This is a genomic window from Mesorhizobium sp. 2RAF45, assembly GCF_052115225.1.
In the GTDB taxonomy this organism is placed as follows: Bacteria; Pseudomonadota; Alphaproteobacteria; order Rhizobiales; family Rhizobiaceae; genus Mesorhizobium; species Mesorhizobium jarvisii.
The window spans coordinates 680584-694822 of record NZ_JBFRGG010000002.1; the positions used below are offsets into that span (position 1 = coordinate 680584).

11 protein-coding genes are annotated in these 14239 nt (G+C 63.9%); 3 read left to right on the forward strand and 8 right to left on the reverse strand.

Annotated features, from left to right (window positions below):
* Positions 1-16: 16 nt before the first annotated feature.
* The 4 genes from AB4Z43_RS08130 to AB4Z43_RS08145 form a co-directional block, all read right to left on the reverse strand.
* Positions 17-1405, reverse strand: coding sequence for an aldehyde dehydrogenase family protein (locus tag AB4Z43_RS08130; protein ID WP_441936828.1), 1389 nt, complete (start codon positions 1403-1405; stop codon positions 17-19).
* 84 nt (positions 1406-1489) lie between these two features.
* On the reverse strand, positions 1490-2860 hold the full coding sequence (locus AB4Z43_RS08135; protein WP_441936830.1) for a glutamine synthetase family protein: 1371 nt from the start codon (positions 2858-2860) through the stop codon (positions 1490-1492).
* A gap of 86 nt (positions 2861-2946) precedes the next feature.
* Positions 2947-4503 (reverse strand): amino acid permease, encoded by a 1557-nt coding sequence (locus AB4Z43_RS08140; protein WP_019861096.1) that lies wholly within the window; start codon positions 4501-4503, stop codon positions 2947-2949.
* A 21-nt stretch (positions 4504-4524) separates the two neighbouring features.
* Positions 4525-5343 carry an N-formylglutamate amidohydrolase gene (locus AB4Z43_RS08145; RefSeq protein WP_038649489.1) on the reverse strand — a complete coding sequence of 273 codons (819 nt, stop codon included), beginning with the start codon at positions 5341-5343 and terminating at the stop codon, positions 4525-4527.
* A 136-nt stretch (positions 5344-5479) separates the two neighbouring features.
* Here AB4Z43_RS08145 and AB4Z43_RS08150 point away from each other — a divergent pair, with 136 nt between their 5' ends.
* The 3 genes from AB4Z43_RS08150 (at position 5480) to AB4Z43_RS08160 (ending at position 10798) form a co-directional block, all read left to right on the forward strand.
* Positions 5480-6307, forward strand: coding sequence for a MurR/RpiR family transcriptional regulator (locus AB4Z43_RS08150; protein WP_441936833.1), 828 nt, complete (start codon positions 5480-5482; stop codon positions 6305-6307).
* 202 nt (positions 6308-6509) lie between these two features.
* On the forward strand, positions 6510-7670 hold the full coding sequence (locus AB4Z43_RS08155; RefSeq protein ID WP_441936835.1) for an efflux RND transporter periplasmic adaptor subunit: 1161 nt from the start codon (positions 6510-6512) through the stop codon (positions 7668-7670).
* Positions 7667-10798, forward strand: coding sequence for an efflux RND transporter permease subunit (locus tag AB4Z43_RS08160; protein ID WP_441936836.1), 3132 nt, complete (start codon positions 7667-7669; stop codon positions 10796-10798). The genes AB4Z43_RS08155 and AB4Z43_RS08160 overlap by 4 nt, the downstream gene beginning before the upstream one ends.
* 3 nt (positions 10799-10801) lie before the next feature.
* Here the strand turns inward: AB4Z43_RS08160 and AB4Z43_RS08165 are convergent, their stop codons facing one another.
* The 4 genes from AB4Z43_RS08165 to AB4Z43_RS08180 are packed head-to-tail and all read right to left on the reverse strand — an operon-like array spanning position 10802 to position 14163.
* Positions 10802-11212 (reverse strand): GtrA family protein, encoded by a 411-nt coding sequence (locus AB4Z43_RS08165; RefSeq protein ID WP_019861103.1) that lies wholly within the window; start codon positions 11210-11212, stop codon positions 10802-10804.
* A complete protein-coding gene (locus AB4Z43_RS08170) occupies positions 11209-12027 on the reverse strand; it encodes a ChbG/HpnK family deacetylase (RefSeq protein ID WP_441936838.1) in 819 nt (272 codons plus the stop codon). Before AB4Z43_RS08170 ends, AB4Z43_RS08165 begins: the two co-directional genes overlap by 4 nt.
* Positions 12024-13004, reverse strand: a complete 981-nt coding sequence (locus tag AB4Z43_RS08175; RefSeq protein WP_064980832.1) for a glycosyltransferase family 2 protein — start codon at positions 13002-13004, stop codon at positions 12024-12026. Before AB4Z43_RS08175 ends, AB4Z43_RS08170 begins: the two co-directional genes overlap by 4 nt.
* Complete coding sequence (locus AB4Z43_RS08180; RefSeq protein WP_202361690.1) at positions 12997-14163, reverse strand: glycosyltransferase family 87 protein; 1167 nt, start codon at positions 14161-14163, stop codon at positions 12997-12999. The genes AB4Z43_RS08175 and AB4Z43_RS08180 overlap by 8 nt, the downstream gene beginning before the upstream one ends.
* Between the last annotated feature and the right edge of the window lie 76 nt (positions 14164-14239).

The window sequence follows — 14239 nt, forward strand, 5'->3', positions numbered from 1 at the left end:
TTTGTCTTTCGATAAATCAGATGGCTTCGCGCAGGTGGAAGGATTTCGGCCGGGTCAGATTGTCATAGCCGATGGCCGACAGTCCCGCGCCCTTGCCGGTGTCCTTGACGCCGGTCCAGACCAGCGCCGGATCGAGATAGTCGCAGCGGTTCATGAACACCGTGCCGGTTTCGACGCGGTTGCCGATCGCCACCGCGTGTTCGGTATCGCGGGTCCAGATCGAGGCGGTCAACCCATAGGCGCTGTCGTTCATCAGCGCGATCGCCTCCTCGTCATTGCGCACCTTCATGATGCCGACGATCGGGCCAAAGCTTTCCTCGCGCATGACGCTCATCTGGTGGTCGACTTCGGTCAGCACTTCCGGCGCGAGATAGGGCGAACCGGCCTTGTCGTCAGCCACCTTCATGTTGATGTGCGCCTTGGCGCCCTTGCGCAGCGCTTCGGCCTTTTGCTCGCGGATCAGGTCGGCAAAGCGCGCCTGCGCCATCGGCCCCATCGTCGTTGCCTGTTCCAGCGGATTACCGACGACATAGTTCTTCGTCTCGGCGATGAAGCCTTCGACGAATTCGTCATAGACCTTCTCGTGCACATAGACGCGTTCGATGCCGCAACAGCACTGGCCGGAATTGTAGAAGGCACCGTCGACCAGATTGGGAACCGCATGGTCCATCTTGGCGTCGGGCAGCACATAGGCCGGGTCCTTGCCGCCAAGCTCGAGGCCGAGCGTCATGAAAGTGCCTGCCGCCGCCTTTTCGATGGCGCGGCCCCCGCCGACCGAACCGGTAAAGTTCACATGGTCGATCTTGCCGGAACCGAGCAGCTTTTCGGTCTGCGCATGGTTGAGCACGACATTCTGGAACACGCCCTTTGGCAGGCCCGCTTTGTCGAAGGCCTGTTGAAAACGCTCGCCGACGAGCAGCGTCTGCGCCGCGTGCTTGAGGATGACGGCGTTGCCGGCCATCAGCGCCGGCACGATGGTGTTGACGGCGGTCAGGTAAGGATAATTCCACGGCGCGATCACCATGACGACGCCGAGCGGATCCTTCTTCACATAGCGGCGAAACCCATCCTTCGGGTTTGAGGCCGGCACGGATTTCAGCGCCTGTTCGGCGATCTCGACCATGTAATTGGTACGTTCCTTGACGCCGCCGAACTCGCCGCCATAGCGCACCGGCCGCCCCATCTGCCAGGCGATCTCCGGCACGATCTCGTCGGTCATCGCCACCAGCGCTTCGAGCATCGCGAGCATGTACTTGCCGCGCTCGACGATCGGTACCTGCGCCCACTTCTCCTGCGCCGCCTTGGCGCGCTCGACCGCGGCATTGACCGCCTGGTCCGTTGCCACGGGCCGCTCGGCGTAGATCGAGCCGTCGATGGGGGATTTCAACTTGACCGTTTCGGTCATTCCTTCAGTCCTCGCACTTCATGAAATCTTGGTTTTGACGCCGCCCGCCATCCTGCGATGGCCAGGGGGCGGCGCCGACACTGCTTAGTACCGCTCAAACCCCCTGTGCAGTTCCCAATCCGTAATGCGGCGGTCGTATTCGAACTGCTCCCATTTGGCGGTGTGGACATAATGCTCGAGCACGTCCTCGCCGAGCGCCTGTTTCAGCATCCTCGACTTGGCCAGCGTCTCGGTGGCGTCGCGCAGCGTCTTCGGAATCTCAGGCAGACGAGACGCCTGGTAGGCATCGCCGACGAACGGCTTTTGCAGTTCGAGCTTCTCGTCGATGCCTGCGAGCCCGGCGGCGATCAGCGCCGCGAAGGCGAGATAGGGGTTGAGGTCGGCGCCGCCGATGCGGCATTCCATGCGGATGCCCTTGGTGCCCTCGCCGCAGAGGCGGAAGCCGGCGGTGCGGTTGTCCTCGCTCCACATGATCTTGGTCGGCGCGAAGGTGCCGGCCTGGAAGCGCTTGTAGGAATTGATGTAGGGCGCCAGGAACCAGGTGAACTCCTTGGCGTATTTCAACTGCCCCGCCGCCCATTGCTGGCCGAGCGTCGACAGCGTCCAGTCCGCCTTCTTGTCGAAGAACAATGGCGTCTTGCCGTCGGCGCTCCACAGCGAATTGTGGATGTGGCTGGAGTTGCCGGCGAGCCCGTAATTGTATTTGGACATGAAGGAGATCGCCTTGCCTTCGGACTCGGCGATTTCCTTGGCGCCGTTCTTCAGGATGACGTGGCGGTCGGCCATGTCGAGCGCCTCGGCATAGCGCACATTGATCTCTTCCTGGCCCGGGCCCCATTCGCCCTTGGAATTCTCGATCGGGATGCCGGCGGCTTCCATCTCGTTGCGAAGCCGGCGCATGACGCCTTCTTCCTTGGTAGTGATGCCGATCTGATAGTCGCCGATATAGGGCGAGGCGGTATCTAGGCCCTGCCAGTGCTTCTTGCGGGCGGAATCATAGGTCTCGTTGAACAGGTAGAATTCGAGTTCGGAAGCGAAATAGCCGATATAGCCGCGCTCGGAGAGCCGCTTGACCTGCTTCTTCAGGATGGCGCGCGGCGAATGCGGCAGGTCGTCATGGGTGTGGTGATCGAGCACGTCGCAGATCACGAGCGCTGTCTTCTCCAGCCACGGAATGCGCCGCAGCGTCGCCAGATCCGGCTTCATGACGAAGTCGCCATAGCCCTTCGACCAGCTTGCCGCCTTGTAGCCGGGCACCGGTTCCATATCGATGTCGGCGGCCAGCAGATAGTTGCAGCCATGCGTTTCGTCATGCGCGGAATCGACGAAGTACTGCGCCAGGAACCGCTTTCCCGCCAGCCGCCCCTGCATGTCGACGATGCAGGCCAGCACCGTGTCGATCTCACCGCTGGAGACCGCCTTCTTCAACTGATCGAACGAGAAATTTCCGGCCATTCCTGTGGCACTCCAGCGCTTGGTCATTGAAAGGGATAAATGAAACCATGGCCGGCACGTGCCGGCCATGGCCTTGATGGGAGATGTCAGTGGCCGGTTTCGCCGACCGCCTGTTCCGCTGCCTTGATCGCTGCCTGGCGTGCCGCGATGATGTCGCCGAGCGGCGGGCCCTGGAAGCGGTTGCGCTCGAAGCCGAACCAGACGATCGCCGTCAGGATGAAGAAGCCGACGGTGATGTAGAGCGCCCAGTCGTTCGGCGGCTGGATACCGATGACGAAGATCAGGATCATCGACACGATCGACAGGAAGGCAAACAGCATGAACACGCCGCGCCCCATGTTCCACGGCCCCATCTTGTCCCACTTCGGCGTGCCCCAGGCCAGCATGCCGAGCACGATCGGCACGGTGAAGGAAAGGAACAGGAAGATGACGGTGCAGGACACCACGATGGTGTAGGCCGAGGTACCGGCGACCGAAACCAGCGTCGAGCCCCAGACGAACAGCACCGACAGGATCGACGCCGTCCAGATCGCCGCCACCGGCGTGCGATAGGTCGGGCTGACCTTGGCGAGTGCCGCCGAGCCGGGCAGGCCGCCGTCACGCGAGAAGGCGAAGATCATGCGCGATGCCGACGTCACCGTGGCCAGACCGCACAGCAACTGCGACACGAACACGACGAGATAGACGAATTCCTTGACGCCGGGGCTGACGCGCTGGTCGAAAGCCCAGAAGAACACGTTCCAGCCCTGCTTGGCGGCGTCGTCCATGTTCGGGATCATCAGCACGAAAGCGACCAGGAACAGATAGCCGAAGAGCGCCGACCAGACGACCGACATCACCATGGCGCGCGGCACGGAAGACGCCGCCTTGATGGTTTCTTCGGACGTGTGTGCCGAAGCGTCGTAGCCGGTGATCGTATAGATCGGCAGCAACAGGCCAAGTGCGAACACCCAGGCATTCGAAACCGACGGCCAGACACCGCCGCCTGCGTCACCCGAGTAGTTGTGGAACGTGAACAGGCGGCTAAAATCCCAATGTTCGGCCGAAATCAGGCAGACCACCGCGATCAGGATCGCGCCGAAGAAGATCAAATAACCCGAGAAGTCGGTCAGCTTTGCCGTCAGCTTGATGCCGAGATGATTGATCAGCGCCTGCAGGCCGGTGACCACGACCAGGAAGATCATCTGGTTGGTCAGCGTGCCCTCGATGCCGAGTGCCGGCCCGAAGGCGCCGACGAAGAACGTCCAGGTGCCGACGTTGATGGCGCCGAGCACGGTGATCAGGCCGAGCAGGTTGAGCCAGGCCGTCACCCAGCCGGTGCCGCGGTTGCCGAGGATCGAACCCCAGTGATAGAGGCCGCCGGCCGTCGGATAGGCCGAGCTGATCTGCGACATGGCAACAGCGAAGGTCAGTGACACGAAGCAGCCGACCAGCCAGCCGATGCCGATGCCGATGCCGCCCGCGCCCGACGTGCCTTGCGCCAGCGAATTGATGCCGCCCGACAGGATGCAGATGATCGAGAAGGAAACCGCGAAATTCGAAAAGCGGCTGAGACGCCGCTCCAGTTCCTGGGCATAGCCCATGCTGTGGAGGTGCTTTACGTCCTCCGCCTTGTCAACGTCTGTATAACCCGGTGCTGCCATTGGAAGTCCCCTGTTTGTTTCTCAGCTGGCCGATTGGACTGACTTTCTGACTGAATGCGATCTGGGCCGCGTGGCCTCCTCTGGTTCCAGATCCGAAAAAATGCCTGTGAGCAGATCCGCCCATTTCCGCTGCCCGGTCTCACCGGAGATTTCATCGTTGCGGATTTCGATCATCGCGCAGGGCAACCCGCGCGAGCGCGCATGCCGCTCCAGCGTGAAATAGACGCGATCGGCCGGCGAATAGGGTTCGTTGACACCGACGGTGATGCCGGCAAGTCGCTTGAGCGCCGATATCAGCGGCGACGCCAGCCGGCGATCCTCGTCATGGATGATGCCGATATGCCAGGGCCGGTCGTGACCCTTGTAGACCGGCGTGAAAGAATGCACGGACACCAGCCGGGTCTCCTGGCCGCGCGCCAGCCGTTCCTCGACGATGCGTTCGATGGTGCCGTGAAACGGCTGCCATGACAGGGCGATCCGTTCCGCGCGCTGCTTTTCCGACAGGCCGGCATTGCCCGGTATGGATGTCGTCTCGCTGATCGGCGGCACGAGGTCCGGCGCGTCGAGCGGCCGGTTGCAGTCGATGACGAGGCGCGAAATGCGGGTTTCGACCAGCGTCGCATCGAGCGCTTGCGCCATGCGCGTTGCCACCGGCAGCGCGCCTGGATCCCAGGCGATGTGGCGGGACAGGTCTTCGGCGGCAAGGCCGAGCGTGCCGAATTCGGCGGGCAGGAAATTGGAGGCGTGGTCGCAGGTCAGCACGAAAGGGCTCGATCCGCCCGGGTTCGTCACCCTCACGGTATCGGACGATGCAAGGCTGGCGGGCCGTGCTTTCTCCATAGTCTGCCGTCCCCGGGGAGCGCTGTATCGTATGTTACGTATTTTGCCTCATTGCGTCCCTATGGATGATTTCATACAGTTTACCCGGCTTTGTCAAATGCGATCTCATGGGCCAAGCCAAGGGGTGGGGGAAAAGATGATTTCCAGCATTGCCGAACTGATCGCCGACCGCATCGGCACGATGCCGGCCGGCGAGCGGCGAGCGGCGCAGACGCTGATCGCCAGCTATCCGATGATCGGCCTGAAGACGGTCGCCGAATTCTCGACCGCGGCCGGGGTCTCCTCGCCAACGATCCTGCGCTTCGTGGCCCGGCTCGGCTTCCAGAACTATCCGGAGTTCCAGTCGAGCCTGCAGGACGAATTGGCGGCGCAGCTGCAGTCTCCGGCCGTACGAACGCTCAACCCGCCCTCGCCCGGCGGCGGCACGGTCTCGCCAATGCTGGAAGCGACGCTCGACAATATGCGCGAGACCTTCCGCCACCTCTCCGACAAGCAGCTGACGGACATCGCGGCACGGCTTGCCGACCGGCGTGGCAAGACATTCCTCATCGGCGGCCGCTTCACCGATCCGCTGGCGCGCTACATGGCCGCCCACCTTGCCGTCATCCAGCCCGATGTCTTTCACCTCGCCGGCCAGGAGAGCATGTGGCGCGACCGGCTGATCGACATGGGCAAGCGCGACGTACTGGTGATCTTCGATATCCGGCGCTACCAGGACAGCCTCGTCCGTTTCGCCGAGAAGGCGCATCAGCGCGGCGTCCAGATCGTGCTGTTCACCGACCAGTGGCTTTCGCCGATCGCCCGGTTTGCCCGCCATGTCATCGCCGGACGAACCGCGGTGCCGTCCGCGTGGGATTCCTCGGCCGCGCTCTTCGTCGTCGTCGAAACGCTGATCGGCGCCGTCACCAGACAGCTCGAGGCCGACGGCGCCCGGCGCATCCGTGAAATGGAAGGCCTGCGCTAGCAAGGTCACCAGCCAATCGCATCCGGGCCAGGCGGGCATCTCGAATTCACGTTACCGAGATTTAATGTGCACGATTGCGTGATAATTGCCATAAACCGGTGATACCGGGATGTGGCGTGGCCGGTTTTCGCCGCCAGCCCGTATCGTCGCTGCATCCGCTTCCACCTGGAACCGGCGGGCGATTCTTGCCGCTGGAGTGTCGATGCCGAGCTGGAAACAGATTGTCCTTGCGTTTGTGATCGTGGTCGCAGCCACGGCGGCGTGGGCGCGCTTCTACCCTGGCGCTCCGCAAGTGCTGGCGCGCTGGGGCATCGACTGGGCCTATGGCGCCACACCTTTTGCCAAGGACACGGCGGCGGCTGGCTCCCGTCAGGCGGCGCGCAACGGCGCCCGGATTGCCACCATCGTTGCATCGCCGGCCGCCTCGGCTGTCATCAACGACCGCCTCCAGGCGATCGGCACTGGCCGCGCCAACGCTTCCGTGACCGTCAATCCCTACAGTTCCGGCCGCCTTGCCGAATTGCTGGTCGAATCCGGCAGCCATATCGACAAGGGACAGATCATTGCGACGCTCGATTCCGAGACCGAAATCATCGCGCAGAACCGGGCCAAGCTCGCTTTGCAGGATGCGCAGTCCAAGCTCGACCGCGTCAAATCGCTGCGCGCCTCCAATGCCGCGACGCCGGTAGCGGTGGCCGATGCAGAGGTGGTTCTGGCGGGCGCCAAGCTGGCGCTGCAGGACGCCGAGCTTGCGCTGCAGCGCCGGTCGATCCTGGCACCGATATCAGGCACTGTCGGCATCCTGCCGATCTCCGCCGGCAACTATGTGACAAACCAGTCGGCCATCGCCACGCTCGATGACCGCTCCTCGATCCTGGTTGATTTCCAGGTGCCCGAGCGCTTTGCCGCCGCCGTCAAGGTCGGCGCGCAACTGACGGCGACGCCGATCGCCAATCCGAGCAGCTCATATACCGGCACGGTGTCGGCCATCGACAATCACATCGACGAGAAGAGCCGCACGCTGCTGGTCAAGGCCAAGATCGCCAATCCCGCCGATTCGCTGCGCGCCGGCATGTCGTTCTCCATCACCATGAAATTCCCCGGCGAGACCTATCCCGCCGTCAGCCCGCTGGCGATCCTGTGGGGCTCGGACGGCGCCTATGTCTGGCAGATCGAGGACGGCAAGGCCAAGCGCGTGCCGGTGCGCATCATCCAGCGCAACACCGAGACCGTGCTGATCGATGCCGAGATCGACAGCGGCGACATGGTGGTCACCGAAGGCACGCAGAGCGTCAGCGAGGGCGGCGAGGTCCGCATCGCCGGCCAGGAGCAGCGCGCCGCCAACACCGCCGAAGGCTCATGACCGGATCCGTCAACGCCGCCAGCGATACCGGCTTCACCGCGCTGTTCATCCGCAGGCCGGTCATGGCCTTCGTGCTCAACGTCCTCATCGCGGTTGCCGGCCTCGCCGCCTTCTACGGCGTCGAGATCCGCGAACTTCCGGACGTCGACCGCGCCGTGGTCACCGTTTCCACCACGTTCCAGGGCGCCGCGGCCGAAACCGTCGACCGCGAGCTGACCGACACGATCGAAGGTGCGGTGGCACGCGTCTCCGGCGTCAAGTCGATCTCGTCTTCCTCCTCCTTCGGCCAGAGCCGCGTCACCATCGAGTTCAACGACGGCGTCGACCTCAACGTCGCGGCCTCCGACGTGCGCGATGCCGTCGGCCGCGTCGCCAACCAGATACCGGACACCGCCGATCCGCCGCGCATCGTCAAGGCCGATGCCAATTCCGATGCGGTGATGCGGCTGGCTGTGACGTCCGACAACATGTCGGTCCAGGACATGACCGTGGTGGTGCAGGACCAGATCGAGGACGAACTGGCAGCCGTGCCCGGCGTCGCCGACGTTCAGGTCTATGGCGACCGCGACAAGATCTTCCGCATCGACGTCGACCAGAACAAGCTCGCCAGCCTCGGCTTCACCGTGGCCGACCTCAGGACAGCCCTGGCCTCGGTCGCCTTCGATTCCCCTGCCGGGTCGATCACCACGACCAACCAGGACTTGATCGTCCGCACCACGGCCGACGTGACCACGCCCGAGGAGTTCGAAAACATCATCATCGGCGGCACGACGCGCATACGCGACGTCGCCACCGTCACGCTCGGTCCCGATGTCGGCCAGACCACGCTGCGCTCCGATGGCAAGACCGGCATCGGCATCGGCATCATCCGCCAGGCGGAATCCAACACGCTTGATATTTCGACCGGCGTTCAGGCCGCCGTCGCCAAACTGCAGGAAAACCTGCCCAAGGGCATGGCGATCAAGATCACCAGCGACGACGCCGTCTTCGTCAAGGGCGCGGTCCACGAGGTCGAGATCGCGCTCGGCCTGTCGGTGACCATGGTGCTGATCGTCATCTACATCTTCCTGCTCGACTGGCGCGCCACGCTGATCCCGGGCCTGTCGATGCCGGTCGCCATGATCGGCACCATCGCCGCCATCTATCTGGCCGGCTTCTCCGTCAACATCCTGACGCTGCTTGCCATGGTGCTGGCGACGGGCCTTGTCGTCGACGACGCCATCGTGGTGCTTGAAAACATCGTGCGACGGCGCAACGAGGGCATGGGGCCGCGTGCGGCCGCCGTGCTCGGCGCGCAGGAAGTGTTCTTCGCCGTCGTCGCCACGACGCTGACGCTGGTCGCCGTCTTCGTGCCGATCTCCTTCCTGCCCGGCCAGACCGGCGGCCTGTTCCGCGAATTCGGCTTCGTGCTTGCCATGTCGGTGCTGCTGTCCTGCGTGGTGGCGCTTACGCTATGCCCGATGCTCGCCTCGCGCATGCTGACCGGCGCCTCGCTTCACCACGAGGGCGGCCACGGCATCGGCGCCCGTATCGGCGGCGTCCTGAATACCGCGTACAAGCGCGCCCTGCACGCATGCCTCGATGCGCCCTGGATCGTGGTTCTGGTCGCGGTGCTGTTTGCCGGCACCGCCTTCACCCTGTTCGGCACCATCCGCCAGGAACTGACGCCGACCGAGGACCGCGCGGCCGTGCTGTTGCGCATCAATGCGCCGCAAGGCGTCAGCCTCGACTATACGACGCAGCAGATGCAGAAGATCGAGAAGCTGATCCAGCCGATGCGCGATTCCGGCGAGATCCGCTCGACCTTCGAGAATGCCGGCCAGAACGGCTCCTACAATTCCGGCTTCATGGTGATGACGCTGGCGCCCTGGAACGAGCGCAGCCGCAGCCAGCAGGAGATCATGGCCGAGATCAGCCAGCTCACCAAGCAGGTGCCGAGTGTGCGCATCTTCCCGGTGCAGCCCAACAGCCTCGGCATCCGTGGCGCCGGCAACGGCCTGCAATTCGCGCTGGTCGGCAACGACCGCAAGGCGCTCGGCGACGCGGCGGTGAAGATCATCGCCGAGATGCAGAAGGACCCGCGCTTCCAGACGCCGCGCCTGTCGATCGACCCGACGCAGCCGCAGCTGGCCGTCGCCATCGACCGCGAGCGCGCCTCCGACCTCGGCATCGACATCACGGGGCTCGCCAACACCATGCAGGCCATGCTCGACGGCAACGATGTCGTCGACGTCTACATCGCCGACCGCAGCTATGGCGTGAAACTGGTCTCGACCACCAATCCGATCAACGATCCGACCGATCTGGAAAACGTCTTCCTGAAGACGGGAGACGGCCGCTTCGTGCCGATGTCGACCATAGCCACGCTCACGGAACGCGCCGTGCCGCCGTCGCTGTCGCGCGAACAGCAGCAGCCATCGGTGGCCATCACCTCCAACCTCTCAGGCAATTTCGCGCTTGGCGACGCGCTGAGCCGCGCCGAGGAGATCGCCACGCCGTTCCTGCCGCCGGGCAGCCGCATCCTGCCGCTGGCCGAAGCCGCGACACTGGGCGAAACCAACAGCGCCATGATCACCATCTTCGGCTTCGCGCTGGTCATCATCCTCCTGGTGCTGGCCGCCCAGTTCGAAAGCTTCGCCAGCGCCGTCATCATCATGGCGACGGTGCCGCTCGGGCTGGCCTGCGCCATCTTTGCCTTGCTGCTGTCAGGCACCAGCCTCAATGCCTACAGCCAGATCGGCCTGGTGCTGCTGGTCGGCGTCATGGCCAAGAACGGCATCCTGATCGTCGAGTTTGCCAACCAGCTGCGCGATCGCGGGCTTGGCGTGCGCGAGGCGATCGAGCAGGCCTCGACCATCCGCCTGCGGCCGGTGATGATGACGATGATCTGCACCATCCTTGGCGGCGTGCCGCTAGTGCTGGCGGCGGGCGCGGGAGCCGAGGCACGCGTGGCGCTCGGCTGGGTCATCGTCGGCGGACTGGGGCTGGCCACCGTCTCGACACTGTTCCTGACGCCGGTCGCCTATCTCCTGCTTGGCCGCTTCGTCACCCCGAAGACCCATGAGGAAACACGCCTCAAGCGTGAGCTCGAGGAAGCCGCCTATGTCGGTGTGGAGCCGGCGCAGTAGCTGCTATTTCAGCAACCGGCCTTCGATCGACCAGCGCGCGGCAAGGAAATTCAGCACCGCCGCCACGATGACACCGCCGATCTTCGCCGGCCACACGCCGGCAACACCGGCGAACAGCGCGATCGACAGGCTGGAGACGCCGAGCGAAATCAACGCCCCAAGCGAGACGAAACGCAGGAAGGCGTCATGCAGCCGGATGGCCTGGTTGCGCTCGAACGACCAGAAGCCATTCGCCACGAAAGAGAAGATGACGGCGATCGACCATGAGATGACGTTGGCCGGCAGCGGCGCAACATGCAGCTTGAGCAGCAGGAAAAAGCCAGCGAGGTCGATGGCCGTGTTCGCCAGCCCGACTATGGCGAAGCGCACGATCTTGCTGCCGGTCGAACGGCGAGGCTGGTCGGCGCCGCTCATCCCTTGCCGTCCATGATCTCGACGCCGGCGCGGGCGAGGCTTGCACCAAACGCGTCGGAGGCCAGCACCGCGTATTCCACCTCGCGCACGCCTTGCATCGGGTCGCGCGCCCGCAGCGTGTCGTCGACATGGCCGGGATGGCACATGAACAGGCCTCGTTCCGGCAGTGTCTCGACTGCGGCCTGCAGAACCGGCGCGAACCGTTCGGGCTGCCGCCAGTCATAGATGCCGGCGAGCGGCTCGAAAAGAGTGAAGCCGACGCGCGCCATAGAGCGGTTGAAGCCGGCGGCCACGGCGGCAATTGCCGCGACCTTCGGCGCGACGACGGCATCGCCCAACGCCGGAGCGCCACGCAACGCCGGCTGGCCGCCGGCTTCGGAAAAATGCGCCCGCAGCCATGTGCGCACGACAGGCAGGAAATGCACGTGCTGGTGCCCATCGATGAAGTCAGGTCGGCGGCCAAGCGCCTTGACGAAGCGGCTGTACTGCGCGTCGAGCTCGGCACGGACATCCCGCTCGTCAATGCTGCCGCGCAGGACCGGCAGTGCCAGCGAACGCAGCGGCGGCAGCCGGCCTTGCGGCGCCAGGCTCGACCGGCCGGTGACGGCCGGCTGGTCGGTGAGGGTCAGGTGCAGCCCCACCGCCGCGCGGCCGCATAGCGGCTTGATACGCGCCGCCGCATCGGGCCATTCCGGAAAGCCGGTCATGCAGCTTGTGCCGGTCAGGCGGCCGCGATCGAGCAAGTCGAGAATTCCAGCGGAAACCCCGGGCGCCAGGCCGTAATCGTCGGCGATCAGGCGAATGCGCCGCGTCATGCGCCGGATGCGCCTGGCGGCCTGTCCGAAACGCCGCGCACGACGTCGCGCACGATATACACAGGCCGATCCTTGCTTTCCGAAAGCGTGACCCAGACATATTCACCGATCAGGCCAAGCAAGGTGAGATTGAGGCCGCCGAGGAGGACCACGGCGACCATGAGGCTGGGATAGCCGGGAACGGCGATGCCGTAGAACAGCACCTCGAAGAACACCTTGGCTCCGTAGAAGATGCCCGCCAACGCCGCCAGCATCCCGCTCAGGCTGATGATGCGCAGCGGGATGACGGAGAAGGACGTAAACCCTTCCAGCGAGAACGCGATCAGGTTGAGCCGGCTCCATTTCGACTTGCCGGTGACACGGTTCTCCGGTGAATAGGCTATGGCTTTCTGGCGGAAGCCGGCCCAGGCGAACAGGCCCTTGTTGAAGCGCCTTTTGTCACGCAGGCTGGTCAGCGCGCGCACCACGGCGCCGCGCATGACGCGGAAGTCGCCGGCATTTTCTGGGATGTCGAACCGCTGGCTGCTGTTGATCAGGCTGTAGAACAGCTTCGCCAGCTGGCTGCGCCGCCAACTGGCTTCGCGGCGGTCGTTCTGTGCGTAGACGACATCGATATCGGGATTTTCCACCAGTTCGGCGATCATCTTCAGGCTGGTGTCCATGGAATGCTGGAGGTCGGCGTCCATGACCAGCGCCATGTCGCCGCGCGACTGGTCGAGACCGGCGAGCACTGCGACCTCCTTGCCGAAATTGCGGCTGAGCCGCACGATCTCCCAGGAACCCGACAGCGCCTGTGAAAACCGCTCGGCGCCATTGTCGCTGCTGCCATCATCCACGAGGATCTTGTGGACTTCCATGCCGAAGCGCTGCGACACCTCGGCTTCGAGCTTGTCAAGCAATGCGGCAAAGGCCGATGCGGACTGCGCCTCGTTCAAGAACGGCGCGACAATATCGAGAACGGGCCGCGACTCAGCCATTTGCGACAGGCCTTTCATTCATGACCTTGCCTCCCGCCTTGGCCCAGAACCACCAGATCAGGAAGCCAGCGATAACGGTGACCGCAATCGGCCGGAACCAGGGGTACGTTAAATCTTGGATATGACGCTCGACTCCGGTCAATCCTGTCAGGAACAGCATCACGGACAGCACCGAAGCCAGGACACCGCCTCGTTCCTCGCGCCACAACAAGGCAATAGCGAGACCGGCAGGCACGGCGATCATGGCATAGGTGTTGGGCTCGACGCGCGGGTTGAAGACGCACATGTAAAATGTCGCCGTCAGGAAGATGGCGAGACCAGCCGTCCCGCGTTCAAGCTTGCGATCGAACCAGATGACGAATGAAAGCGTGAACAGGGCCATGACCATGCGCACGATGGTTGCGCCGGATTCCGGCATGGGGAGCCCGATTTTGGTGAAGGGGGCCGTGAAATCGGTGGGAACAAAGTGGCTGGTGTTGTCGACGGCCATCGAGGTCAGCATCCCGCCAAAAACACGATACTGGTCGTTGAGATAGCTAGCGGGTGCGAACGCATAGGGCAAGGCGAGCACGAACAGCACCGCCAGCACCAGCACCGGTATCAGCCGCAGGCGCAGGGCGCCGACCAACAAAAGCATGATGATCGCGGTCGGCTTGGCGATGATGGCGACCGAGGCCCAGAAGAAGGTTTCGGCACGCCGTCCTTCGAGCGCCGACAAGGTGAGAAGCCAGCAGGCGCCAGTCAAAAGGATCGTCGCCTGGCCGTTGCGGATCGCCGCCAAAGCCATCGGCAGGGCGAGGAACAGCCCAAAGGAAAGCAGCCACGGCAATTCCCCGCCGCCGAGCTTGCGCACCTGCCGTATCGCGGCAAAGGTCAGCACCGCGAAGCCGATAGTATGCCATACCAGGCCGCCCAGATGCGGACCGAGTTTCACCAACGGAACGTAGAGCGCCGCAAAGGCCGGCGCGTAGAGATATCCCATCTCGGACTGAATATTGTAGAGCGGCTGTCGGGCCAGCAACGCCTCGCTGCCGTCTATGTAGGCTTGCCAGACCGTCCGCGTGTGGGGAGACCACAAGACCAGGACAAGGACGATCAGGAACGCCCCTATCCACAGGCCAAATCCCAAACGGTCGAAAACCGGCTTGGATATCGTCATCAAGACACCCCACAACACCCGGAACAGGCTCAGTCCAGCACCGTCCCGGCATTCGATGGCGGCGGCATATCACGGA

What these genes read in the sequence shown, in the direction of transcription:
- AB4Z43_RS08130 (WP_441936828.1), bottom strand. Translation starts at nt 1,405, where the DNA reads ATGACCGAAACGGTCAAGTTGAAATCCCCCATCGACGGCTCGATCTAC.
- AB4Z43_RS08135 (WP_441936830.1), bottom strand. Translation starts at nt 2,860, where the DNA reads ATGGCCGGAAATTTCTCGTTCGATCAGTTGAAGAAGGCGGTCTCCAGC.
- AB4Z43_RS08140 (WP_019861096.1), bottom strand. Translation starts at nt 4,503, where the DNA reads ATGGCAGCACCGGGTTATACAGACGTTGACAAGGCGGAGGACGTAAAG.
- AB4Z43_RS08145 (WP_038649489.1), bottom strand. Translation starts at nt 5,343, where the DNA reads ATGGAGAAAGCACGGCCCGCCAGCCTTGCATCGTCCGATACCGTGAGG.
- AB4Z43_RS08150 (WP_441936833.1), top strand. Translation starts at nt 5,480, where the DNA reads ATGATTTCCAGCATTGCCGAACTGATCGCCGACCGCATCGGCACGATG.
- AB4Z43_RS08155 (WP_441936835.1), top strand. Translation starts at nt 6,510, where the DNA reads ATGCCGAGCTGGAAACAGATTGTCCTTGCGTTTGTGATCGTGGTCGCA.
- AB4Z43_RS08160 (WP_441936836.1), top strand. Translation starts at nt 7,667, where the DNA reads ATGACCGGATCCGTCAACGCCGCCAGCGATACCGGCTTCACCGCGCTG.
- AB4Z43_RS08165 (WP_019861103.1), bottom strand. Translation starts at nt 11,212, where the DNA reads ATGAGCGGCGCCGACCAGCCTCGCCGTTCGACCGGCAGCAAGATCGTG.
- AB4Z43_RS08170 (WP_441936838.1), bottom strand. Translation starts at nt 12,027, where the DNA reads ATGACGCGGCGCATTCGCCTGATCGCCGACGATTACGGCCTGGCGCCC.
- AB4Z43_RS08175 (WP_064980832.1), bottom strand. Translation starts at nt 13,004, where the DNA reads ATGGCTGAGTCGCGGCCCGTTCTCGATATTGTCGCGCCGTTCTTGAAC.
- AB4Z43_RS08180 (WP_202361690.1), bottom strand. Translation starts at nt 14,163, where the DNA reads ATGACGATATCCAAGCCGGTTTTCGACCGTTTGGGATTTGGCCTGTGG.